Origin of the sequence: Parashewanella tropica, from assembly GCF_004358445.1 — a bacterium.
Classification (GTDB): Bacteria; Pseudomonadota; Gammaproteobacteria; order Enterobacterales; family Shewanellaceae; genus Parashewanella; species Parashewanella tropica.
The window spans coordinates 2,442,846-2,467,588 of the sequence record NZ_CP037951.1 but is presented as its reverse complement, the minus strand read 5'-3'; the positions used below and the strand labels follow the sequence as shown (position 1 = coordinate 2,467,588).

At 39.0% G+C, this 24,743-nt stretch carries 22 protein-coding genes; 11 read left to right on the top strand and 11 right to left on the bottom strand.

Translation table 11 applies throughout. From position 1 onward, the window contains the following. Nucleotides 1-211 precede the first annotated feature (211 nt). The 6 genes from E2H97_RS10840 to E2H97_RS10815 all read right to left on the bottom strand — a co-directional run bounded on the left by E2H97_RS10840 (nucleotide 212) and on the right by E2H97_RS10815 (nucleotide 8,166). Nucleotides 212-1,045, bottom strand: coding sequence for a DUF547 domain-containing protein (locus tag E2H97_RS10840; protein ID WP_133407154.1), 834 nt, complete (start codon nucleotides 1,043-1,045; stop codon nucleotides 212-214). After that, complete coding sequence (locus tag E2H97_RS10835) at nucleotides 1,042-1,779, bottom strand: glycosyltransferase family 2 protein (protein ID WP_133407153.1); 738 nt, start codon at nucleotides 1,777-1,779, stop codon at nucleotides 1,042-1,044. Before E2H97_RS10835 ends, E2H97_RS10840 begins: the two co-directional genes overlap by 4 nt. Continuing rightward, a complete protein-coding gene (locus tag E2H97_RS10830) occupies nucleotides 1,772-4,126 on the bottom strand; it encodes an NAD(P)-binding domain-containing protein (protein ID WP_246028993.1) in 2,355 nt (784 codons plus the stop codon). The genes E2H97_RS10835 and E2H97_RS10830 overlap by 8 nt, the downstream gene beginning before the upstream one ends. 158 nt (nucleotides 4,127-4,284) lie before the next feature. Continuing rightward, the gene (locus E2H97_RS10825) at nucleotides 4,285-5,724 is read right to left on the bottom strand and encodes an MptA/MptB family glycosyltransferase (protein ID WP_133407152.1); all 1,440 of its coding nucleotides are present in this window, start codon (nucleotides 5,722-5,724) and stop codon (nucleotides 4,285-4,287) included. 14 nt (nucleotides 5,725-5,738) lie between these two features. Next, nucleotides 5,739-7,226: a glycosyltransferase gene (locus E2H97_RS10820; RefSeq protein ID WP_133407151.1), complete on the bottom strand. Its 1,488-nt coding sequence runs from the start codon at nucleotides 7,224-7,226 to the stop codon at nucleotides 5,739-5,741. A gap of 103 nt (nucleotides 7,227-7,329) precedes the next feature. Next, a complete protein-coding gene (locus tag E2H97_RS10815; RefSeq protein ID WP_133407150.1) occupies nucleotides 7,330-8,166 on the bottom strand; it encodes a hypothetical protein in 837 nt (278 codons plus the stop codon). A 725-nt stretch (nucleotides 8,167-8,891) separates the two neighbouring features. On the opposite strand from E2H97_RS10815, the gene E2H97_RS10810 reads away from it, so the two are divergent. The 4 genes from E2H97_RS10810 (at nucleotide 8,892) to E2H97_RS10795 (ending at nucleotide 13,564) form a co-directional block, all read left to right on the top strand. Beyond that, nucleotides 8,892-10,685 (top strand): DUF1800 family protein, encoded by a 1,794-nt coding sequence (locus E2H97_RS10810; protein WP_218938211.1) that lies wholly within the window; start codon nucleotides 8,892-8,894, stop codon nucleotides 10,683-10,685. Between the two features lie 2 nt (nucleotides 10,686-10,687). Then, on the top strand, nucleotides 10,688-12,097 hold the full coding sequence (locus E2H97_RS10805) for a DUF1501 domain-containing protein (RefSeq protein ID WP_133407149.1): 1,410 nt from the start codon (nucleotides 10,688-10,690) through the stop codon (nucleotides 12,095-12,097). Nucleotides 12,098-12,243: 146 nt separating this feature from the next. Further along, a complete protein-coding gene (gene rlmA, locus E2H97_RS10800) occupies nucleotides 12,244-13,053 on the top strand; it encodes a 23S rRNA (guanine(745)-N(1))-methyltransferase (RefSeq protein ID WP_133407148.1) in 810 nt (269 codons plus the stop codon). A gap of 301 nt (nucleotides 13,054-13,354) precedes the next feature. Then, nucleotides 13,355-13,564, top strand: a complete 210-nt coding sequence (locus E2H97_RS10795; RefSeq protein ID WP_121837574.1) for a cold-shock protein — start codon at nucleotides 13,355-13,357, stop codon at nucleotides 13,562-13,564. Between the two features lie 59 nt (nucleotides 13,565-13,623). Here the strand turns inward: E2H97_RS10795 and E2H97_RS10790 are convergent, their stop codons facing one another. The 3 genes from E2H97_RS10790 to E2H97_RS10780 form a co-directional block, all read right to left on the bottom strand. Further along, nucleotides 13,624-14,994, bottom strand: a complete 1,371-nt coding sequence (locus E2H97_RS10790) for a hypothetical protein (RefSeq protein ID WP_170308290.1) — start codon at nucleotides 14,992-14,994, stop codon at nucleotides 13,624-13,626. 92 nt (nucleotides 14,995-15,086) lie between these two features. Next, a complete protein-coding gene (locus E2H97_RS10785) occupies nucleotides 15,087-15,989 on the bottom strand; it encodes an ABC transporter ATP-binding protein (RefSeq protein WP_133407146.1) in 903 nt (300 codons plus the stop codon). Further along, nucleotides 15,986-16,819: an ABC transporter permease gene (locus E2H97_RS10780; protein WP_133407145.1), complete on the bottom strand. Its 834-nt coding sequence runs from the start codon at nucleotides 16,817-16,819 to the stop codon at nucleotides 15,986-15,988. The genes E2H97_RS10785 and E2H97_RS10780 overlap by 4 nt, the downstream gene beginning before the upstream one ends. A 213-nt stretch (nucleotides 16,820-17,032) precedes the next feature. Between E2H97_RS10780 and E2H97_RS10775 the strand changes: the two genes are divergently transcribed. From E2H97_RS10775 to E2H97_RS10760, 4 genes are all read left to right on the top strand, one after another. Further along, the gene (locus tag E2H97_RS10775; protein WP_133407144.1) at nucleotides 17,033-17,830 is read left to right on the top strand and encodes a hypothetical protein; all 798 of its coding nucleotides are present in this window, start codon (nucleotides 17,033-17,035) and stop codon (nucleotides 17,828-17,830) included. Nucleotides 17,831-17,982: 152 nt separating this feature from the next. Continuing rightward, the gene (locus tag E2H97_RS10770; RefSeq protein WP_133407143.1) at nucleotides 17,983-18,336 is read left to right on the top strand and encodes a hypothetical protein; all 354 of its coding nucleotides are present in this window, start codon (nucleotides 17,983-17,985) and stop codon (nucleotides 18,334-18,336) included. 131 nt (nucleotides 18,337-18,467) lie between these two features. Further along, nucleotides 18,468-19,571 (top strand): hypothetical protein, encoded by a 1,104-nt coding sequence (locus E2H97_RS10765; RefSeq protein WP_133407142.1) that lies wholly within the window; start codon nucleotides 18,468-18,470, stop codon nucleotides 19,569-19,571. 85 nt (nucleotides 19,572-19,656) lie between these two features. Continuing rightward, nucleotides 19,657-20,901, top strand: a complete 1,245-nt coding sequence (locus E2H97_RS10760; protein ID WP_133407141.1) for an SGNH/GDSL hydrolase family protein — start codon at nucleotides 19,657-19,659, stop codon at nucleotides 20,899-20,901. Between the two features lie 45 nt (nucleotides 20,902-20,946). On the opposite strand, the gene E2H97_RS10755 is transcribed toward E2H97_RS10760, so the two are convergent. Further along, the gene (locus E2H97_RS10755; protein WP_133407140.1) at nucleotides 20,947-21,498 is read right to left on the bottom strand and encodes a DUF1415 domain-containing protein; all 552 of its coding nucleotides are present in this window, start codon (nucleotides 21,496-21,498) and stop codon (nucleotides 20,947-20,949) included. Beyond that, complete coding sequence (locus E2H97_RS10750; RefSeq protein WP_133407139.1) at nucleotides 21,495-22,358, bottom strand: DUF2797 domain-containing protein; 864 nt, start codon at nucleotides 22,356-22,358, stop codon at nucleotides 21,495-21,497. The genes E2H97_RS10755 and E2H97_RS10750 overlap by 4 nt, the downstream gene beginning before the upstream one ends. 121 nt (nucleotides 22,359-22,479) lie before the next feature. Between E2H97_RS10750 and E2H97_RS10745 the strand changes: the two genes are divergently transcribed. The 3 genes from E2H97_RS10745 to E2H97_RS10735 are packed head-to-tail and all read left to right on the top strand — an operon-like array spanning nucleotide 22,480 to nucleotide 24,552. Further along, on the top strand, nucleotides 22,480-23,367 hold the full coding sequence (locus E2H97_RS10745; RefSeq protein ID WP_133407138.1) for a DMT family transporter: 888 nt from the start codon (nucleotides 22,480-22,482) through the stop codon (nucleotides 23,365-23,367). After that, complete coding sequence (locus E2H97_RS10740; protein WP_133407137.1) at nucleotides 23,360-23,953, top strand: HAD family hydrolase; 594 nt, start codon at nucleotides 23,360-23,362, stop codon at nucleotides 23,951-23,953. Before E2H97_RS10745 ends, E2H97_RS10740 begins: the two co-directional genes overlap by 8 nt. Beyond that, complete coding sequence (locus E2H97_RS10735; protein ID WP_133407136.1) at nucleotides 23,953-24,552, top strand: LysE family translocator; 600 nt, start codon at nucleotides 23,953-23,955, stop codon at nucleotides 24,550-24,552. Before E2H97_RS10740 ends, E2H97_RS10735 begins: the two co-directional genes overlap by 1 nt. The last annotated feature ends 191 nt before the right edge of the window (nucleotides 24,553-24,743 follow it).

Below are 24,743 nucleotides of genomic sequence, written 5' to 3'. Positions count from 1 at the left end.
ATGATTAAATACAATATGGTTTAACTCATCTCATCTTTCAGTCATTGAGTGAAGGCTCTACGCCCGCAAGCTTGCCAAAATGACCGCTAGCTGTGTTGTAACTTTTGCAAGTAGAATGGCTACTTGCTGCAAGCTACGCCTTGCTATCAGTCATTTTTTCTACGCTTGAAAACGTAGCCAACTGATGTTTTTAGGTTAAACTTTTGTGTACTTAATCTAAATGACCTGCCGTTGGCGAATTTAATTTCCAATCATATTGAAATTTGATGTTCAAAGGTTTGTCTTTGGCGAGTTCGGCTTTTAAACTTGGCTTAGCAAATGTGTTGATGTGTGAAATTAACGCATGTCGATCTTTGCCAAAATCTTCAGAAAACCAATTGTAGATACTCGAAAGGGTTAATTGATCATTTTGAATATCTACCCCTTTGGTTTGATTGATAAATCTAACCGCTGCCTGATTGAGTTGCGCTTCAATATTTTGGCTGGTTAAGGCTTTAGTTGGAAGATCAGGGCATCCACGACTAGCACAATTAATCACATAATGGATTCGTGGATCTTTCCATATTGGACGTAAAATTTTGTGCTCAATTTGGTTGAGGGTAACTGCTTGACCAGATATCTGAATAACTTCGATATTCCAAGGCCCCGTTATGCCATCACCAATGTCTTTAATTGATTTTATTGGGTAGTGATTAAGGGTGAGATCTATTGTCAGCGCATTATATAAGTTAACCCAATATGCCAGTTGCTCATTTCGATTTAACGATCTTGGGTCAATTGAACTCAACTGTTTTAGGTAAGCTTTTAGTGCTTTTTTATCGTCGGCTGAAACGGACGAATAAGCGAAAGACCTAGAGTTTTGTTCTTCTACTAAATATTTATCTAGCAAAGTTTGCCAGAGCTGATGATCAACCTTTAGAGTGTTATCAGGTTGACTGGACTCCCAAAATGTATTGGCTTGAGGAGTGATGGCTGCATAAAGTGAAACCCCTTTATACAGCAATATTGATAAAACCAAGCCAACAACTATTACCACTTTTTTCATATACGGCTGGCAGCTCGTCTTAGTTGACCTTGAGTGAAGTACAGCTTGCCTATCATGGATAAAATACCAATTCCAGCTTTGACTGAACCTTTGAGTGTTCCGCTGATTTTGGACTCACCAATACGCACTTTGGAATCCACTGCATACTCGCTTACTTGCATACCGTGAATAATGGCTTTGACTTGCATTTCTACTGTCCAACCGAAGGTTTTGTCTTGCATATTGATGGTTTGCAACGCCGAATAACGAATGGCTCTAAAAGGCCCTAAATCTGTGATTTTTTGTCCCCAAAAAAACGTGATGAGATGGCTTGAAAGCCAATTTCCAAACATTTGAGTTTGAGTTAGAGCGCCTTTTTCGATCTTTCCTAAATTTCGAGAACCAATGGCTAAATCATCACCATTGACGATTCCTTCAAGCATAGGAATAGCTTGTTCGGCAAAACAAGAGTCATCTCCATCAACAAAAAGCACGATATCACACTGAGGTAAGTTATCTATGGCGGTCAAACAGGCAATACCGTAGCCCGGAATGTCTTGCCTTACCGTGATTGCTCCAGCAGCTCGTGCCACTGAAGCTGTATTATCGGTTGAACCATTGTCACAGACGACAATGGCATCAATCACTTGTTGGTTTTCAAATCTGAGTGCGTTGAGTGCAGTAGTTACTACACCAATCGCGTTTTCTTCATTTAATGCTGGGATCACTACCGCAACTCTATGTCCCTTATACATTATTAACCTCTATTACTCCGTGGGCTTTCACTTTCTCTGCCATTTGCACTTGGCTCGCAGCAAGTGAGTCAGTTTTTATCACTTCTGATGTTTTACGATTGATTTGTGCAAAAGATAAGGTGCCGGTCGGGCAAGTACTTACGCAGGCTGAACAACGAACACATTGCGGATCAGTCATTGGTTTACCTTTGCTGGCAAAGGCCATCACATCAATGCCTTGGTGGCATACGCTGGTACATAAATTACAGCTGATGCATTTTGATTTTTCGCTGGCAATGGCAAATTTACTAAAGCGAGCATAAATGTGCATGAGAGCAGCAAGCGGGCAGGCAAAGCGACACCATGTTCTTCCAGAGTATTTAAAATACAAACCAAAGCCGAGCACACCTGCAAACAGAACATCAATGATCCACTTGTAGCTGAAACCGTTCACTAACTGACCACTGGAGTTCTCACCTTTAAAGATCAGATTGAACATGCCGTTCATCCAAGTATCTGGAAATATCCAACCTAGGATACGGATAATCAATAAAGTCACTGCGAGCAATAAAATGAACTGCCCAAGCATGTTGAGCTTGTTCCATTTAGAACCGTGCGGCATTTTATGGCGTTGGGTATCACCCAAGGTTTCAGCCATAGCACCACAAGAACAAATCCAACCGCAATAAGCGCCTTTACCCCACTTGTACACAATGAAAGGAATGATCACTAACACTTGTAATGCGGCAATGACTAGCCAAGCGATTTGTGGCGTGTCGGTAAACACAGTGTAGACACTTAACGGCCAAGCCAAAATCAAGCTGTAAGCATGCCAATAAGCACGAGGGTGCCCCCACTCAGGCCAGTTTTGAGCGGCTAGATCTTGAGCTGAGATGTAACTTGGGAACAAGGTATCGGCAAAGGTTTTGCCAAATCCCGCATCATAAACGCCGTTATAACCTAGGTACGGCAGAATAATCTCAGGAAGCAAAAACAGTGGCAGCAACTGAACCATAAATAACACAATGGTTTGTCGAGTGACGTAAGGTGTATTACGCCTTTGAATTCGTTGCCAACCAAAAATGGCGATAATGATGGTGTAAAGTAAAGTGTAATAAAAAGAACGGCTTTTTAATGAAATCGCTATGGTTCCAATTAAGGTACTGCGGTCATTAACTTGCGCTTGCCACCATTCACCCCAGCCAGCAATAAGTGTTGGCATTTGATCAGGATAGGAAAAAGTACTCCAAAATGAGTTTAAAAAACCAAAGCCTTTCCAATCATAAAGGGCGAACATGGCCGCTAGAAATAGTGCGAAAGCAATCCAGCCTTGCCACGTACTTTCGCCTTGGATTTTGATTTTAGAACGTCTGAAAAAATCTAAAGGTGCTTCACGCCCCGTAGCCAAAAGCACGTTGTCATTTTCTAACGTTTCAGTTTCACCCGTTTGATTGGTGAGAGTGATGTTACTTTCAGTAATTTCACTAAGATTGGTGTTCAATCTTAATTTTATTTGGTTTGTATTTGCCAGTTCGTAGAGTTGTTCAACGTTTTCGCTTTTAGCACGATTAAACTCTCCCTTGCGATAAGAAAGCGTAACTTCGGCTTTTTCATTGGCAGTTGCGATAGCGGCTTCAAGGGCACTGTCACCACCGCCGACAATCAATAATTTTTTATTTGCGTAAACGGCAGGATCGATTAAACGATTACTGACTTTTCCTAACTCCTCACCTTGAATATTGAGCTTTCGATATCCACCTGAACGCCCAATGGCGATAATGACTCTATGTGCTTTTAATTTGTCACCATTTTCTAGGACAACATCAATGTATTGCGAGCACTTTTCTACATGGCTAACTTTAGCAATGTCAGCCTTGATATCGAACTTAGTCAGCTGAGCTTTTAGTTCTGACAGTAAGCTCTCTTTGTGGGTGATCTTGTCCGAAAACTCTAATTCACCTTCTGGTTCTAAATCCGTTGGATAAGTGTAAATCGGCTTGTTTTTTGGGAAGTTCTCTATAGTTGATAATGGCTGATTCGTTTCAAGCAATGTAAAACTTAACCCATGTTTTTTAGCTTCAATCGCCGCCGAATAACCACTGACACCGCCACCAACAATAATGACATCAGTTATTTCATCGCTTTGAGTACGCTTGCTAAAAGCATCGTCATTGATGATCTGATTGATGGCTTTAGCACCTGTATCAGCCGAAAACTTGAGAAGTGGTATGCCTGTTAGATCACCAACCACATAAACGCCTTTGATGTTAGTGGTACCGTTAGTATCAACGAGAGGGAGCTTTTCTGGTGTTCCGTCTGGCCACTGTCCATGCAGCCAATGAGTATAGTTTTTGATTGCTTTGATCATAATGCGTTCCTTTAGTACCTGACCATAAGTTGCTTAAGATTTTTTGCGCTCATCTTCACCGCTCTACTGCGTTGCAATTCCGGTTACATAGCTACGGCTATGCGTCCTTCATTGCGCCTTGTATTGCACTAAACCTGAGCACAAATTTTTCAAAGAACTTATCGACAGGTACTCATTCTTTGGTTGTCATTGCTCAAATGACTTTTTAATTTTAGTTGTGATTTATTTTGATAAAGCCATTTTGTGAGTTTTATTGTTGTTATTAGATATAGAATTCCGAGAATGATGATTGGCCATTGAGCAGGTTGCCATTGCTGACAACACAAGAAGTTACCTATGACTTCATAAGTCAAAGGCATGAGTAATGTCCAAGCAATCAGATAAAGGTTGGGTCTTAATGCCAGTAATGGGATTAATGGCATTAAATACCAAGGAAAAAGCACAGGGCCTAAAAATAGCGGTACAGATAGAGCAAGTTGTAAACACGAGCCTAATTTGCTGTCTTTTGACGCTAAAGGCGTTGACGATAAGCTGAAAAAGCCGATTAATAAGCAAATAATCGTCGCAATCGTCATTAGAGTGAAAATCAGTGGATAGCCAGATATAAAAGCATCGAGAGAATTAAAAAGCGGAGAGGCGAAACGCCATTTTTCAAAAAAGACACTGATACTACCGACTGGGTGATAACCAAGGGCAATGGTGAGTGAATAAATGCTGGCGATGGCTACGATTGTGCTAGCTAGTAGCGTTACAAAGGTTTTGAATTCTTTTTTACCAAGTAAAAAAAACAGGAAGGGCAGTAACAACATCATAGGTAATATCTTTGTCGACATTCCTATTCCAATCATGATTCCGGTCAACACAAATCGCTGGTGTAGCCACAAATAAACGGCCACAATTACAGTCAATGCTGAAAGTGCATCAAGATGAAGCCCTACGCCAGTTTCTAAAATCAATAATGGGGATAAAGCCACTAAGGGGAGATGCTTTAGCTTGCCCAGCTTTTGCAATACTTGTGCAGAAAAGTATAGGGTTAGTAACCCACTGACAAGTAAGATAGCACTCCAAGCCAATTGAGCATTATCAACATCTGCTGAAGCCGCCAAGGCAAAAAAACTCAATGCTACAGGCGGATATAAGGTGACATACTTTGCGTGTTCCTGTGGCGGTTGCCACTGAGCTCTTAGTTCCTGTAATTCAGGAGCATCGTGGCTGACTCGATAAGGGTCAAACCCTTCGTAGGCAATTCGACCATCGAATAAGTATCTATCTACATCATTCGAGGTATAGGGAGCCACATCAAGTAAAACGACTCTTGCAATCACGGCTGCGATCAAAATCAGTTTAAAGTCTTTCAACGCGTTAGAAGCAGGAGCCGTCGCCCAAGCTAATAACATGAATAGCCCCATCACACTGAACTGAATGATGATATAGATACCCATTTCAGCTAAGTGAGGAGAGTTTGGGGTTGTTTTGAACTCTGATAACCAATGGCTCGCTAAGCTAGAAAGAACAACTCCTGCCAAGCTTGTTATATGTAGCCAAGTTCGAGCCTTGACGGGTAAGTTTTGTTGTAAATGACTTATCAGCTGAATCATAACTTCGCGCCTTATCACTTTGATAGCTGCATATGGCTGTAAAAACTATGAAACGCGGAAAGTACAAAACCTACAGCCAATAAAAGTAAGAATGGCAACATAAACCAATGACCTTGTCCTACTGCCCATAAAAATACTGTGGAATAGACGATGGCTATTGCCAATTCAAACAATGCACCTTTTGGTGGGATGGCTCGGTACTGTTTTTTCTCTGTACTTGGTTTTGTTTGTGGCGTTGGTGACTCATCGCCTAGTTCGCCAGTTTTTGGGGTACGAACAAATTCAGAGCGTTTACCAAATAACCCTTCCATTCCCGCTTTTGAATTATTAATGGCAAGCAAGATACCTAGAACCATCAATCCTGGTAGTTTGATAAATGCACTAAGTTTTGAGCGTCCTAATACTACTTGACCGAAAAACAGATACGCTAAATGACCACCCGATGACATGGCTAGCAATGGAATATCTAGCCACCAGACGTTGACGAAGTCATGCTGATCTCTGAGGTATAAACTGGGCACCAGAAAAATTAAGGTATCTACCAGCATGACAAAATACGCAAGGTTGTTTGAGAGATGGAAAGTGGACTCAATTTTTTTCGTGATAGGAAGCTTGGCTTTCCATACGGTTGGAAGCATTTTCATCATGACTTCCACGCCGCCTTTTGCCCAGCGGAATTGCTGACTCTTAAATGCGTTCATATCCGCTGGTAATTCACCGGGGCAGGTAACGTCATTGAGGTAACGCATCTTCCAGCCTGCGAGTTGGGCGCGATAGCTGAGGTCAAGATCTTCGGTAAGAGTATCGGCGCTCCAATGACCAGCATCAATAATCGCTTCAGTACGCCAAATACCAGCGGTGCCGTTAAAGTTGAACAACATGTTACTGGCACAGCGAACACGTTGTTCTAAACCAAAGTGCGCATCCAACATAATAGCTTGCAGCTTTGTGAGTAAGCTGCTTCTGCGGTTTAAGTGTTCCCATCTAAACTGAACCATGGCCATATCTGGCTCTGTAAAGTGGTGAATGGTTTTTAGCAGGGTGTCAGTATGTGGAATAAAGTCAGCATCAAATATCGCAATAAATTCACCAGTGGCTGTTTCCATCGCATCTTTTAGTGCGCCCGCTTTAAATCCGTGTCGATGAACTCGCTGCACATGATGAATATCAATGCCTTGCTGTTGATAGTATTTAACTCGTTCTGCCACTAACTCACAGGTTTCGTCAGTAGAATCATCAACAATCTGAATTTGCAGTTTATCTTGTGGATATTCAAGTTTTACGATTGAATCTACGATTCGCTTAGCGACAAGTCGTTCATTATAAAGAGGGATTTGAACCGTTACAGTTGGCAGAGTGGAAAAGGTTTCTGGCTCAGTTGGTTGGTTATTGCGGTATTTAAACCAACGAAATACCATTGAGAGTCGGTGAAGACCAAAAAGACATAAAATGCCTAATAAAACAAAATGAATGGTAATAAAAAACCAACTAATCGACGACATGGCTAAACAACCCTTTGTAAAAATAATGATCGGCTATTTTTAAAAACTCTAGATGAAATGCACGAGGAAACAACAATCCTCGTGTATTTCATTGTTATGGTTATTAGAAAACTTTAGTTAAAGCCAGCTCAAAACGATTGCCTTGTAAAACATTTTCACCGTAAATTTCACGGGTAAAAGTGAATTCTAATCCGTAGCCTTTCATGGCTTTGTTATCAAACTTCCAGCCAGTAGTAAGTTCTAGCTTCCCAACATCAAACTCTAATGGATTTGAAAGGTTGGTATTGATTGTGTCAGGCGTATCTGAGTTTTTAGCACTCAATGTACCGTCTAATTTTGTGCGGAAATAAAGGTTTTTATTAATGTCAAAGCCGTATTCAACCAGGTAACGATATTCATCTGATGGTGCGCCAGCTCTTAAGCGATAGCCCATTTCTAAACCGAAGTAACCGTATTCGTTCAAACTCTTACCAATGAGCGCACGAGCCTCATAATCGACTTGGTGATTACCTAAGCCGTCTTCAGCTTTATAAAACAAAGGTGCTTTGACTAAAAATGAGGTTGAAAGAACAAAAGGGTTAGCTTGCCATTGGTATTTGATACCTAATTCAGTATCACTTAAGCCACTTGCACTGCTTTTTCCATCTTTAGAATCAGACTGGTCATACGATTGGAATAACTGAGAACCGTAAAGAGCAAGATTATTTCCTAGTCCGTATTCTCCATAAAAAGAAACGTTGTCACTTTTGAAGCTCTCAAAGGTTGGGTTGTTGCCTTTATATTTATCGGCATCGTAACTGGCATAGCCAAGTTTTGCATAGCCTGAGCCTTTTTCCGCAACCCAAGCTCCAGCTGAAGCATTTGATGCTGCAAACGCGAAAGGAGCTGCGATTAAGAGTGCTTTAATAGAGGTATTGTTAACTTTTAATTTGTTGGTCATAACGTTCACTCGTCCAGTAGATGTTGTTTGTTGACTTTTTGTTAAGACCGAGGGATGGGTTTTTATATTTCAAAAAAAAGTGAATGTTTAGTTTTAAATATGTGGAATCCATTTAAAAACAAATGGCTGAGTTGATGTTTAGTTTCTCTTTATTTTTGAATGTTGAGCAGCTGTTATTTCCTATACCCGTGGAGTTTAAGTACTCATGCAAATGTAATCGAATAGTTTTGGTATTCATTCTAAGTGCTGAGCAAGGCGCTATTGCGAAGGCAATGTAATAACGACAGTTTTGTATGTCGGTAATACCGGCAGTCTTTCAAGCAATAGGAACACAGCGCAGTGCTTAAAAGGGGGATCAAAAGATATGTTTTCATTTGCATGGGTACTTATGATGAAAGTATTTAGCTCGATATTGTGTCGAATTTTTGTCCACGCTGGGGTAATAAATTTGACGATTGATAAAAATTATTTTTTTTGCTTGTTTTTGTCAAAAAAATGACGGCAAATTTTTCATAAGCTTATGAAAATAAAGGGTTTGTGCTCTATTTATCTATATTTGTTTGCAGTAAAATAATTTTTGGGAATTCATTTGGCATGAATATCTGCTTGCAATTTAGTTCGATTGATTTACATTGTGACAATCTACTCGTTTTTTAGCAATCAAACGTCAGTTCACTAATAGCAAGGAGTGTGTATTTCTCGTAAGCGAAATCGCAATTGTCATTATGAAAAAAGCATTAAATAAGAAGTCTAAGGTAAAGCTCATGCAGCAATATGAAAGAAGTAGTCGCTTTTTAATGCAAGCGACTTTGGGAGCTGATTACAACTTGATCCGCCAAGTTCAAGAAGTAGGCGCAGAGAATTGGTTGGAGCAAGAGTTACAGCATCAAGCAGAACCTTCATTATTTGAAAATAAGACCAATCAAATTTGGCAACAATTTCGTCAAAAACTCGTTTCGACTTATGGTGAGAGCGCCATTAATGGTGAGGGTAATAATCCTGCATTACCATATAAGTGGTATTTCCGTATGGCGTGGTGGGATCAAACGCTTCAATCACAAACGGGGTTGCTCAGACAGCGTGTAGCACAAGCTTTAAGTGAGATTTTAGTTATCTCTGATAATTCTTTATTAGAACTAAACTCGGTTGGTATGGCGAGCTATTATGACTTGCTTTACAAACATGCATTCGGCAGTTTTTCTGATCTTCTGTATGACGTTTCATTCCACCCATGTATGGGTATTTACCTTTCGCACATGAATAACCGTAAGGCTGAGCCTGCTAAGCATATTCATCCAGATGAAAATTATGCTCGTGAAATCATGCAGTTGTTTAGTATTGGTTTATTTGAATTAAACCCAGATGGTACCCGTAAACAAAACAGTCGTGGTGAAGACATTCCGACTTACGACAACAATGATATCCGTGCAATGGCACGAGTTTTCACAGGCCTTAAAGCTGATAGTTATCAGTATGAATGGAGAACCAGTTTTTGGGAATCGAGCTTTAACGGCTACAGTGTTGGATTTGATGACGGGGTTGATAAGTCATATAAGGTAGTACCATTTGTAAATATGGTTAAGCCAATGACGGTGGATGAGGATTATCATGACCGTCTTCCTAAGCAACTACTAAAAGGGCATATTAATCTGCCTGGAAAGCAAAGTTGTCAACAAGAAATTAGAACGGTTACGCGTCAGTTAGTAAGCCATCCAAGTGCTGCACCATTTATTGCGACCAAGTTGATCAATCAATTGGTTACTTCAAATCCATCTAAAGCCTATGTTAAAGCCGTAGCAGAAAAATTTGGACCACAAGGTAACTTAAAAGCAGCAATCAAAGAAATATTGCTTTACCCGCTTTCTAAGCCTGTAAGTGAAGCGAAATTTGCCTCTCATGATAATGGTGTTCAATCTCAAAAGTTGAAATCGCCAGCGCTCAGAACGACTCAAATTTTAAGGGCATTTAATGCGAGTAATGACTCAGGTAAGTTATGGTTTATTGGTGATGATATAAAAGAGCAAACCCAGCAACTGCCAATGTCTTCACCGAGTGTGTTTAATTTTTATAAGCCAGACTTTACGCCACATGGTGACATAGAAGATAGAGGGTTGGTTGCTCCTGAGTTTGAGCTTCATACATCAGCAACTTCTATATCTTATGTGAACATGATGTATTACTGGTTCTTTGGCGATTATTATCCTGCCGTATCAACGGTGATTAATCAATCACCCACCATTCAAAATGTACCAGAGCTTGATCCTGATGTTCTTAAAAATTATCAGAGTGACAAATTAAAGCTGAACTTTAGTGAAGAAATTCAAATGGCTAAAGATGAAAGCAAACATGATGAGCTTATCAAGCGCATGAGCCTGATATTAACGGGTAAGCACAAATTGGATATTCATGAGCAAATAAAATTATCATTTCAGCAGTTTAAAAATAACCCTGAGTGGGTGGTGCAGACCATCGCCTTCATGTTGACTATTTCTCCAGAATTCACAGTGCAGGAGGCCTAATCATGTCTACAACTAACTTATCTCGTCGTCGATTTTTGAAATCTAGCGCTGCTGTAGCCGCTGGGGTTGGGATCACAGGTGTTGCACCAGCATTTTCTGCACCCAAAGTAGGTAGCTTTAACTCAGGTAATAAAAAAGCCCTTGTTTTTATTATGCTTGATGGCGGTAACGACAGTTACAATATGTTGGTACCGTATTCACAGCTTCATTATGCGGAATATAATAAAACCAGAAGCAATTTAGCTTTGAAACACCCTCGTTTACTTTCGTTGGAAGGGTTTAAAGATAAGCAAAACAGAAGCTTTGCTGTGCATCCGAGTATGCCTGAAGTTCGAGATTTATTTGCTCAGAAAAAACTGTCGTTTATTTCAAATATTGGCCCATTAATTGAGCCTGTAACGAAAGAAACCTTTAAAAATAACAGTGCAGAATTACCATTAGGCTTGATGTCTCACTCAGACCAATTTAAGCATTGGCAATCAGCTAGACCGGGCGAACGAGTTAACCAAGGTTGGTTTGGTTTTATGGCTGATTCAATTCAGCCTAACCCTAAGCTAAACCAAGTACCGATGGGAATTTCTCTCGCTGGCCGTAATATCATGCAAGATGGCGTTGAAAGCACCAGCTATGCGATCACCGAAAAGGGTAGTGTAGGTCTTGTCGTTAAGCCAAATCGCAGACAATCCAGTGACATGCGAGAGTTAAACCGTATTATTCTAAAGAATTTCGAATCGCTTCTTAATCATAAGTACGAAAATGATCCATTTAAGCAGACTTACTTGAAGCTAACCAGGAAAGCGCAATCTCTGCATGAGAAGTTTAGAAAATCCATAAGTGGTAATCGTGTGCCTGGTCGTTTTAATGATTCGCCATTATCTCAACAGTTGAAAATGGTTGCACAAAGTATCAAGTCGTCAGAAGACTTAGGTACTCCACAACAAACATTCTTTATCCGTTATATGGGTTGGGATCACCACGATGAGTTATTGGTGAACCAACAAAGAATGCTAAGAGTATTAAGTCGTGGTTTAGGTGAGTTCCAAAAATGCTTGGATAAAATGGGCTTAACCGATCAAGTTGTTACCATGACGGGCTCTGACTTTGGTAGAACCTTAACCTCAAACGGTAACGGTACCGATCACGGTTGGGGTGGCAATGTCATGGTAATGGGGGGCCCAGTTGAAGGAGGTAAAGTATTTGGTTCATATCCTAACCTTACCTTAGGAAATTCAAATCCACTTGATGTTGGAAATGGTGTTCTTATTCCAACGACCTCAACTGATGAGGCTTATGCAGAATTGGCATTATGGTTTGGTGCTAAATCGAGTCAATTGGGGAATTTGTTCCCGAATCTTCATAAGTTCCATGACTTTTCATCAGGTGATATGCCATTAGGATTGATTAAAACATAGGTATATTTATTTAGCTCCTACGTGAATAACCCCTTAGCATTTTGCAAGGGGGTATTTTTTATGCATTTCAAGTTCTGTTATTTGGTTGAGCAGAAACTTTATGTCCAAGTTATACTGTCGGCTTAGTTTAAGCTGTGGTAACTGAAATGCCTTATATTTGTCCAATCTGTTCTAATCAACTTCAATTGAATGATCGCACTTGGAAATGTCAAAAAAATCATTGTTTCGATCTTGCTAAAGAAGGGTACGTAAATCTTCTTCCTGTTCAGAAGAAAAAAACGAAAGATCCGGGTGATAACCAGTTGATGATACAGGCAAGGCGTGATTACTTGAATCAAGGCTATTATCAATTTTTAAGTGATCGCGTGAATGAGCTTTTATCGAGTAATCTTGTAGATAAAAGTACTTTATTAGACTTAGGCTGCGGTGAGGGGTATTACACTGGACGACTTGCAGAAGCATTGAAAGCTAAGTCAGTAGAACTTTATGGTTTAGATATTTCCAAAGTAGCTGTTCGATATGGTGCTAAACGCTATAAAGATATTAACTTTTGTGTCGCGAGCGCCTTTGATACGCCATTTACATCACAATCTTTTGATGCTGTGTTAAGAATCTATGCACCTTCGAAGTTGGACGAATTAAAGAGAGTTATCAAAAAGGATGGATTCCTTTTAACCGTTTCAGCAGGCCCTAAGCACCATTGGTTTTTGAAAACCGAGATCTATGATGAGCCAAAGCCACATCCAGAAGAAACGGATAATCTAGATGGTTTTGAATTAATACATAGTGAAAGATTACAGCAGAAAATCAATTTAAAACAAAAAGATGATATTCAAAACTTTCTGAATATGACACCTTATGCTTGGAAGTTAGATGACTCACAAAAACAACAGTTATGTCAGCAAGGATTTGAGTGTGAGCTTGACTTTAAGATCCAATTGCATCGCCGACAATAATTCGTATTCTACTTGAATTTAATGAAGTTTTAGTCAGTCATAGTTCAGTTTAAAGCACAGTGTTTAACCAAAAAAATCTGAAGATATTTCATATTTTTAGCTGATTTTATTAATTTTTTTTTTAACCTTGGTTCGTAAGTTGACATAGTTGCAAAATGGTATATAGTCTACTCAGCTAGAAAGTTGGACTTATATTTATGTATTCATCACGACCTGTTCGTCCTGTAAAACATAAGTAATACCGGCATTTTCAGCTCCACCGCCGCTAAGGCTTAAATTTAAAATTTACAGGATTTATATCATGGCAAAGACTACTGGTACCGTTAAATGGTTCAACTCTGACAAAGGTTTTGGTTTCATCGAGCAAGAATCAGGTCCAGATGTATTCGTTCACTTCCGCGCTATCCTTTCTGATGGTTTCAAAACTCTTGAAGAAGGCCAAAAAGTTGAGTTCAACGTAACTCAAGGTCAAAAAGGTCCTCAAGCTGAAGAAGTAAGCGTAATCGGTTAATATCGATTAGAGCGACAAGATTTCGAAAGCCGTGACTTAATGTCGCGGCTTTTTCATTTCTAGAGCAATTCATTAAGCATTAAAAGCTGATTCATCATCCGAACAGAGTTGAATTTTTCAATATTCACATGAATGTGGCGAACGGTAGATTGGCCATCATAGGAATCCATTTCTTTCATCCGCCCTGATACGGCAACTCTGCTTTCGATTTGAAATGTATCTTCTGTAAATCCAGCTTGTTTGGCTTTAGCTATAAATTCTGCCCTTGTAATCCTTTTACGGTAAAATTTTTGTTGTATCGAAGCTTGAGTTTCAAGGTATTTCTCTCTTCTTGCGGCTGGAATAGGATCTACCATTTGCGGAGATGGTGTTGCTTGTTGGTTGGCCAGCTGTATTCTAGCTTCTTCTTTTGATGCTTGAATTTTCTGTGCTAAAAATTTATGACACTCTCGGACTACTTTAGCTGGTGGCGAATCTGGGTTGTCAATGATACTTTCAGGCTTATCAATACCTAATCTTCCGTTTTCGCGATGATGAATATAAAACTCCAGTGCAAATCCCATATCTTTGTTGTCACTATCTAAATAAGTTTTTAAATCTTCAACATCTTGTTGGGATAATACAACGTGTTGAATATCATATAGCTGGGTTTGCAATGGAAGGGAATCAGACCTTTGAGTCGCTTGTGGCTTTTTTTCGGCTTTAGAAAAATGTGTACGCTCGACCTGTGCTTCAGGCAAATCATAAGCGGCTAGCCTTATCGCATTTTTTTCTTGTAGTGTATAAGGTCTTGGCTTTCCCAAAATGGCTGTTGCTAATGTTTCATAGAGCTTTTGCTTGTTCATTTTTACTGATGGGTGATTGGCAATAGCATCTATGTCAATGTCAGTAATGAGTTGATTATGCAGTGCATCAAAGGCTTCAGGAAAGGGGGGGACTTCCTCGTTAAGATGACTAAATTGTGGAAGTGGTGGTGTTGTTGATTTGGATTGAGCACTAGAAGGTGTAGTTGAATCTGTGACATGACGACTAACCTTATGGTTTTCTTTTGTGTTTTGGCTATCAGGTAGAAGAAAGGAAAGTGTTGATTGTGTTGGGCTCGTCGCTATTGATTGGTATTCCTTAATGGCGAGTTGAGAAACATGCTCCAAATTTCTTTCTTTTCCCATTTGAGAATCAGTACCTCCGAGTATCCTGCCTAACATGTCTTGGAAAAAATTTACTAGTGATGCAAAAGCACTGCTTTGCTTTATTGAAACTGAATACTCATGTTCTGCAGCTGGTGTTTCGGTAACTGTAGCAAGATAAGTTCTACCGTAACCTAGGCTTACCTTTAAAGTCGCAGACTTAGAAGCTGTTGGATCGGATGATGAAGAGTGGCTTGGTTGAGGAACTGAAGAAACACCATGAGCAAACATGTTCAAATCCATTTGAATTAATTGCAACTTATTATTAAATTTTGGCTAAATTAGAATAAGTTGCAATATATCAATAGATTAAATTTTTCAAGGTAAGAAAGAGTCTAAGAAAACAACTTATCTTCTAAACGTTTGCCTTTATAGATACTTTGATATTGCAAGCCATGTTGGTAGAGACATTGAAGTAATTGAATTTCAAGTTCTACACCGCTATTAGGCTGATACTGTAAAACCAGTTCGTGTTGACTTGTTTGCTCTATCGTTTCAACTTGATTGACCGTATTTAACGCTGAAATGACTTTTTTCATAGACATAGGTTTCATCGTAAGAGTCAAAAACTCATGCTGATCTGAGTGATCTTGAATTGATATAGATTGCTGCAATACGCCTTTATCAAGGTATAACACTTGATCACACAGTTTTTCTAGTTCATCGAGATTATGGGAACTGATTAAAAACTTACTTTTAACCCTTTGTTCGGCAATTAAGTCACGAATGGTTTTTGCGTTAGAAGGGTCAATACCTGCCGTTGGTTCATCAAGCAAAATAAGTTCAGGATCACCAATTAGTGCTTGAGCTATGGCAACTCGTTTAGCCATACCATGGCTTAATGCAGTAGGCTTTTCCTTTATGGCGTCACTGAGCTCTACAACGTCTAATACTCTTGAGGCTTCAAGTTTCGCTTGAGAAAGACTCAAACCTTGTAATTGCCCAAATTGAGTCAATTGTGCTGCGATGGATAAGTTTGGATCTAGTAAGCAATCTTGAGGTAGGGCAGACATCTTGCCTATCAATGGATTACTTCCTGGTTTTTGACCTAAAATTTGAATCTCTCCGGATGTCGGAGCCATAAAACCGCATATCAATTTAAAAAGAGTCGTTTTACCTGCGCCATTAGGTCCAACTAGTGCCGTTGGTAATCCATGTTCGATTTCAAAACTAACGTTATTAAGAGCCTTGTTTGCTCCGTAATGTTTACTGAGAGAATTGGCAGTAATCAGGCTCATAGTGCACTCCTTTGCATGTAAGTTCTACCCAAAACTAATAAAACAGCGGCTTGTAACAAAGGAATTACTGAATATGATAGTACTCCTATACCTTGTGTGTTCAGCATGTCAGAAAGTTGCATTCCAGGCTTTATAAATTGTAAGAACTCAGTTTGAGGGACAATATAGTTAATAATGGCTAAGCCAAAACTGGTAATCATCCAAAATAGCACTGCATATAAAGTCGCTTGTCTAGCGCTATTGGCGTGTAAGGACAACAAAGCCATTAATGCTGTGTAAGGTAATAAATTGATAATAAGTGCTAGTGCGATATATAAGCTTGCAGAAAGGGCTGGTAGTAATAAATCAGCTTCACGGTAGATTGCTAGTATTATTGTGGCCAAAAGAGAGATAGCAATCAAAATACCTTGTATTGCAACTTGTGCTAAAAATCGACCGAAAAACAGGCTGTCACGATTGGTTCTTAATAATAAAAACCGCAATGTGCCTCTTTGTTTATCTGAAGCAAATTGATCTGCGGTAATAATGATACTGAACATTGGGTACAAATACAGTGCTATTATCCAATAGACAGTAAGTTCAGGCACTTGCCAATTTAGTAGCTTTTCAGTTTGGCTTATTTGAGCTAAACCAATAATGAAGTCTTTGACGTTTGGGCTTGATAACAGCTCTACAGCACCATGTATAGGATAAATTAATAGGAACAGCCAGACTAATGAAAAGCAACTGAGTGCAACAACGCCTCGGCGTTGCAAAAATAATTTCTGAATATCAAACGCAGTAATTAATAAGGTATTTCTTATGGTATTGGGCTCGGAAGTTTGAAGCATTATCAGTTTCCAGTGTTTTAGATAAATGCCACGATACAGGTTGATATAGCCTAATCACAAGAGTTTTAACACTTTTTTACAATAAGCGAAGCGTAGATGGTGGTTACTTTGGGTTTATCATGGAAACACCTGCTAGGTGTGAACAATAATTTATCAATTCTATGAGGAATATACTGTATAAAGAAATAAAGGTTCTCCGATTAATTCAGTTACATGTCTCACGACCCTCAATTTCCCCCCATTCGCTCTAATGACTATTGGACAGTAAATGATAATAATGATGTACCTACAGGCGCATCGCAACAAGATATAGTTACAAGTGATACTTTTGAATTACCAGCATCATCAAATGGAGTATTGCCTCGAACTTATACCTTAGCGCTACCTTCTTCTAATATCATTTTTACTGCAATCAAGGGGTTTATCTATGCATGTAAAGCCCCGACTATACTAGGAAAAGACGTAGTTTCTGCTTCTATTTCAATTTGTAATCAACCATTCAAAGATCATGATGTAATGGTACTAAATTATGACAAAAGACATATTCCCTTGCTTATAAAATCCAATGGGCAATTGCATTATTGTTCATTTTATTTTGAGCGAGAAGTTGAGGCGTTTAATTTAGCAATGTTCAAAACGTCTGAATTTAATGAAGTTAAAAAGCGTTTTTGTATTAGGAGCCAAATGGATAATTTAGCTCTTGATATTCGCCGCTGGGGTTGTGACTTGAAAACCTGTATGAGTAAAGTTGTGCTTCGAGGGCTAGATACTGGCGCAATGTTAGTCGAGTGGAAAAAGTATGAAGATTTATCTTCGTATAGCCTTCAAGCGAACAATGGTGCTCACGCGGTGTTGAGCTTGCTTAAAATTGGATTAAGAGAAGGCAAATACGAAAATAGAGGTGCTAGGCAAGACTTTCTTCCTAGTAGCAGTGTTTTTGAATTTGCCGTAGAAATGAGAAATAAACAGTCGGGTTATCGTGTATCTGAGGAGTGTTCAGGGGTAGTTTAAGGAGGGAGGTAGTCACAAATCACATATATCCATACTTTAAACATCTCTTATTTGTGAAAATTTGTTCATGTACTTTTAATTGCTTGCCCATATCACTTCTTCACAAGTTTGCTAGCCTATTTTGTCTACCAAAAAGCCTTAGGAGGCAGTTTATGAAGCAGGTTAAATTAGTCAGTTCAGGCTTGTTAGCGCTTATATTGGGTTGTACTTTTACATCATTAAACGTTTCTGCAGAAACAGTAACAGCAGTATGTTTTATGACGGGGGCAAGTGTATTAAATAAAGATAAAGTTCCAAATACTCCAGTTCAGTGTTATAGCAAAGATGGCGAGACGGATTACAAAAATTTGGTAGCAGCTCTCCAAAATGGTTGGAAACCCTTGTCTGTTGGGATTGGTCAGGGAGAAGGAACAACAAAGAGCTCCCAACAATTCGATGGTGGTTTTAATTATGCATATGATAACAATGAGTCGGCGGGGATCATTATGGAGAAATCAAACGAATAGTTCTAAAGCTTATTCCTATTTTCGCTAATCTAGAGCCTATTTAAATCGGTTATTAACCTTTGTTTAGTTAAGTATATATTCTTCGTTTCATAACTTAGCATTTTAGTAGTCACATTTAGTTTGAGAAAGTTATGGCAGCAATTCGTTCAGTAGTAGTATCTCTTGTACAGTATGCAAAAGAGTTAACATCGAAAACATTGGAAGATAAAGTCACTGAGCTTATACAGTCACTAACTGAAAATGGTCAACTGAATCGAAATTTAGCACATATAGCCTTATTAGCAGGCGCTGAGTGGGATGATAACCTTCAAAGCTTAATTGATATACAAAAATCAGATCCTGCACTGTGCTACTTATTTGTGAAAACGCTAAAGCAACAAAAGAAACTCAATTCACAGAGTTTAGCGTTTGCCATTCAATCATCATTGATAATCAATTCGAATGAACGTAGAGCTGTTGAAACTCAAGAGTTACTTAGAAATATTTGGGGGATTAATCCAAGTAAAGTTTCTTTAAAAGAACGATTTTTTTCAGCATTACCAGATCCTCGCTTGGAAACTCAGCCGCTTACCTTTGAACAATTCATCATAGTTTCTGAAGATATTGGTATATCCGTATCCGATATGACTTGGCTATTTACCCAATGTGGATGTGGGGCTGATATACCACAGATAAAGGAGTATAAAGGATGTGAGTTTGCAGGATTGGTAATAATGAGGCGAATATGGGAAAAACAGCAACCACGAGGGCTTACTCTTGCATTTCTTGCTGAAAAGTGTGTTGAACTACGTTTAGGAACGGCTGCGTTAAAAGCAAAAGATTGGTTTGCTTCAAGAGAAAGAACTACCAAAATACCGATAATTCGGGCTGAACAAGTTATAGAAAAGACGGAGTTAGGGTGTTTCAAATATAAAGATGAAAGAGGTGCCACTCAGAGAATTTTCTTTGATGAATTTCTTTCCGATTATGCTGAAAAAATAGCGGAAAACTTAGGTGCTTCAGAGAGTCTTGTGCAGTTAATGGCGTTAGAAAGTAATAATGACCAAAAGAAAATGTGGTCAAATTTGGTTGGTCGCTATTTCAGAGGAAATTTTGATCCAGAGAGTAAATTACCTGTGACGCAAGAAAAAACGTGGACAAATTTTTTAGAAGTAGTTGAACGCTCTGTTCCGGTTGAAGTTCAGCATAAACCGGATTTTAAAATGTGGAAGCAAGAGCTACAAAAACGTATTTAGTTATTTAATAATAAATAAATAAACTAAGTCACATCTTTTACTCTTGATATGATTAAGAGGCAGCCCAGTATTGAGGATACCTCTCATGAATTTACTCAAGCGCAAAATATTCATCTCTATTTTTACAGCTGTCTTTTGTTTATTAGGTATACAAAAGATAGCTGTTGCTCAAGAAAGACAAGTCGACCGACTGATCATCTTAGGGGATAGTTTATCCGATGATGGCGGTAACAATTCTACACTCTATCTATTAAAAACCATGAACGGAGAAACCGGTGATGCAGGGATAGATCACATTCAACCTTGGGTAAGATCTTGGTTGTCAGATCGTATTCCCGGTTATGGCTGGTTTTGTAGTTGGAAACTGGTACCTTGCAGAACGGTTGAGCGCGGTATTTTAAGTGCAGCAATTAGCATTTTAACCGTATCAAAAGCCGTACCAGTCCTTCCTGCAAAACATTACGACAACGGTCGTTGGAGTAATGGCTTACTTTGGCCTGAATACTTGTCGAAAAAAATGGGCATACCAACGAGTAACAAGCAAAGATATATTAATGTTTCTCATGCTGGTGGTTGGACTTTATGTCTAACAGATAAAATTATCGGTATTGGTGATTTATTTGGCGATTTAACTAAGGTCGCTAAGGATATGATCAATGGAAGTTTGATCCCGCCTTGTTTAGATTTAATCGCTAAAGGTGTCCATTATAAATATGGAGATTACAGACCCAATGATTTAGCCGTAGTGTTCTTTGGTGGTAATGATTACCTCAACCTGTATCAAGATCCACAACGTGTTGTAAATGTTCAGGCCGAGGTTATTGAACAGGAAATTGAACATGGTGCTAGAAATATCGCATGGTTAAATATGCCCGACATTTCACTTACCCCACGTTATATAAGTGGGGGTGCTAAAGATAAAGCGGCAGAAACTAAGCGCTTGATAGATTTAAACAACCAGCTTCAGGAAGATAAATATAGAGAGTTAAATCGGAAGTATGAAAGCAAAGGCGTTAAGCTTGTTTTAGTGGATGCTAATGCTATTTTTAAGGGCATTATGGATAATGCGAACAGCTATGGTTTCAAGGATATTCATGACCCTTGTTCAAGAATCCCGACACCAGGAATTGACGATACGAATTTAGAAGAAACCAACCCGAGTTTGCGTGCTGCAAATGAAATGGCAACACCTAACGGCCAGATATGCCAACACCCTGAACAGTATATGTTTTGGGATAGTGTTCATCCAACAACAATCACTCATAAAATAATTGCTGATAAGGCTTGTGATATTTTGAAAGAAAATGGATTTTATTGTAATAACGGATAGTTAAGTGAAAGTGACACCTAAAATATAGGTGTCACTTTTAATAGACTAATTCTTTTTACAAGATTTTAGTAGTTCAACAAAAAACTCCGTGCCTTTTCTTTCAGCAAAAGCCATATTTCGCTCAGGAATAGACTCTGGTTCATTATAGTTTTCTAAGGCCTTTTCTATGCTCGCTTCTCGAATAATGTGTAACGTTGGGTAAGGCGCTCTATTAGTGAAATTCGTTGGCGAATCGAAATCTTCACCTTCAAAGCAATACTCTGGATGAAAACTGGCTATTTGGTATGTTCCTTCATAACCTAAGTCTTCAATTAAGTCTTCGGCTAAGTAGACGGCTTCAAGGTAGCGATTAAAGTCCCCAAAACCATTAGGTAGAATCACAAGGCTGGTTTCAGCTTCAGGATGTTTATCAAGGTATTGATATTCTTCTAGTAGCTTATCTGCCAGTTTTGCAATTTTGGTTTCATCAATGACTAAATAACGAATCGTGTCGCGTTCAACTTCTTGACGAGCAAACGGGCAAATATTGTACTTCATGATCACACGCTTGACCCAATTGTCAGTGTGAGCGATTAACTCTTTATGAAAGTCGTTCATACTAAACTCAACTGCTCAGATTCAGGTTTTTGCTCCGGAGTATCAACAGAGACTTCAACTTCATAAGAGGTAAACTTTCTGATATTGATAACACCAGTATCAAATATCAAATACTGTCCTTTAATGCCTATCAAGGTACCAGAAACTTCAGGTGTCTTATCAAAATTATGGGATTTCACTTTTGTGGGAAATTCAGTAACAGGGAAATGAATGGGCTGGATATTTTCATTTAAGCGCTCGATTTCATAGTCACCATTTTCCATGCATAGCTCATGTAAGCGACCTTCAATTTGTGGGATCAACTCATTTGCACGGGCACTTAGATTTTGATCTTCAGCATTACCTTTAAGCATGGCTTGCCAATGGGTTTTGTCGTTTACCAATTTAGCCAATTCGACTTCAATTAAGCCAGATAACTGACGAGTTGAAACTTTAAAAATCGGTAAGCCTTGAGTTGCTCCTTGATCTATCCAGCGTGTTGGAATTTGGCTATGGCGTGTAATGCCTACCTTCAGCCCAGAAGTATTAGAAAGGTATACATAGTGAGGAACAAAACAATGAGTTTTTGCCCAATCAGGTTCACGGCAGGTGCCTTGATCAAAATGGCAAGTTTCTGGCTTCATAATACATAAGTCACAGCTCGCCAGTTTTTGAGTACAAACAAAACAATGACCTTGGGAATAACTTTTTTTGGTTCGTTTTCCACAATTACTACAAAGAATTTTTCCTGTATGAGTCAGTGTCAGTTTTTGTCCGATGACAGGATTTAAATGGAGTCGCTCATCGCCAACTCTTAGATGATATTGGACAGTATTCTCTTCATTTAGAGATACCGCCATTTTTAATAAGGTTCCAAACATTGCTTTGCTCTTATTTATATTTTGATGTGAGTATATCAAATCATGCCGTCTATACCGCTTGTAAATTGTATACAAACGGGTAACATTCCTGCTTTCGCATGTTCAGTAAAGGTAAGTCTGCGTGGCCAATCTACTTTTGTTAATTACAGCAGCTTTATGGGGCTTTGGTTTTATTGCTCAAATATTAGGAATGGAGCATATTCAGCCTTACGCATTCAATGGCTATCGATTTTTATTAGGTGCGATAAGTTTGTTGCCTTTGATCTATTATTTTCATAAAAAAAACAAGCTAGATTTAGGTGACAAAAAGTCGCTCATTATTGGCTCAAGCTTAATGGGGATTTTGTTGTTTATTGCAGCATCATTGCAGCAAGTAGGTTTACTTTATACGACAGCGGCAAATGCTGGCTTTATAACAGGATTATACGTTGTATTTGTTCCTATCTTAGGGCTGGTTATAAAACATAAAACAGGCATAAACACATGGCTTGGTTGTGGTTTAGCCTTAGTGGGATTGTATTTTTTAAGCATAAAAGACGGGCTAACTTTAGGCTACGGCGATACTTTGCAATTAATCGGCGCCATATTCTGGACTTTTCATATTTTAGTTATTGATCACTTCACTAAAAAGAACTCTGCTTTAGTTTTATCACTGATACAGTTTTTTATCTGCGGGGTACTAAGCCTAATTACGTCTTTATTTATTGAAACGACAACAGTTGATGGCCTTATTTCTGCGACAGGAGCCATACTTTATGGTGGGTTAGCTTCTGTAGGTATTGCCTATACACTTCAAACTGTCGCTCAAAAAAAAGCGCACCCCGCTCATGCCGCAATTATTCTCAGTTTAGAAGCCGTTTTTGCGGCTATCGGTGGTATGTGGATATTGAATCAAATGCTCACAGAAAGAGAGTTGCTCGGCTGTAGCTTAATGCTAGCGGGTATGATCATTTCTCAAGTTTCATTGCGAAGTTTACTGCAAGCCAGAGTCAAAAAAACACATGCCTAATATAGCGTTATTTGATTTTGATGGCACGATTACCGATAAAGATATGTTTACTCCATTTTTGAAGTATGGAGCAACAAAGAAAAGAAAAACCATCGGTAACATTATCATTCTTCCTTTCTACTTGTTGTTTAAACTAGGGCTTTTACCGTCATATATTATGCGGCCTATTGCTAGCTTTGTTGCCTTTAAGTTTAGAAGCCAAAAAGAGGTTGAAGCGTTAGGACGAGAGTATGCGAAGCAAGTTATTCCTTCGCGAGTCATGGAACGTGCAAAGAAACAATTAGAGTGGCATAAAGAAAGTGGTGATGTCATCGTGGTGGTTTCTGCCTCTCTTGATGTGTATTTGAAACCTTGGTGTGATGCTAATGGTTTTCAATTGCTATGCAGCGAGCTCGATATGCAAAAAGGTAGATGCACTGGACGGTATATTCAAGGTGATTGTAGCCGAGAAAAAAAAGCGGCAAGGGTGAAACAGAGCTACCAGTTAAATCAATTTGAGTGTATTTATGCATACGGTGATACCTCAGAAGATAAAGAGCTTTTAAAGTTGGCTGATGAAGCTTACTTAAATTGGAATAAAGTGTAATGGAACATTTTTTCGCAATTGTGTTGTTTGCTGTGTCAACGTCTGTGACGCCAGGCCCTAATAATTTGATGATCATGACTTCAGCCATGAATTATGGCGTTAAGCGAAGCTTGCCACACTTTTTGGGGATCTGTATGGGCTTTCCGATCATGGTGCTTGGTGTAGGCTTAGGGTTCGAGGGACTGTTTAAGCTATTTCCAATCTTGCATGAAGTCATCAAACTATTAGGTATCATTTATTTGCTCTATTTAGCTTGGAGGATTGCTAACACTCCGACAAGCAAACTCGATGTCGAATCAGGAAAGCCATTTTCATTCTTGCAAGCGGCAGTGTTTCAGTGGCTTAATCCCAAAGCTTTAATGATGGCAACTGGTGCTATTGCCACATACAGCAGCCTTTCAACTGGTTTATTTTATCAAGTTTGCATTATTGCATTGGTGTTCTTCGGCTCTGCATTTCCATGTGTAGGTGTTTGGCTTTTAGCGGGTGCCAAATTAAAAACATGGCTTAAAAACGAGCGTCAGCAACGTTTATTCAACTTTTTAATGGCAGGATTATTAGTGCTGTCTATCGTCCCTGTTCTCGGTGAATTCATTTAGTTTTATTCTGTTTGATAAATGCGTCACCGAACGTTCAACTGCATGTAATAAATTTTTCAAAATAAATAAGTTAGAGTCTAATAAACGCAATGGTTTCGGCTTGATTGTAATATTAGTGTAATCTTTACGTCATAAAATTCACACGGTAAAAAAAGGACATGTGAACTGGTTAATTTGTACAGTTTGCACAG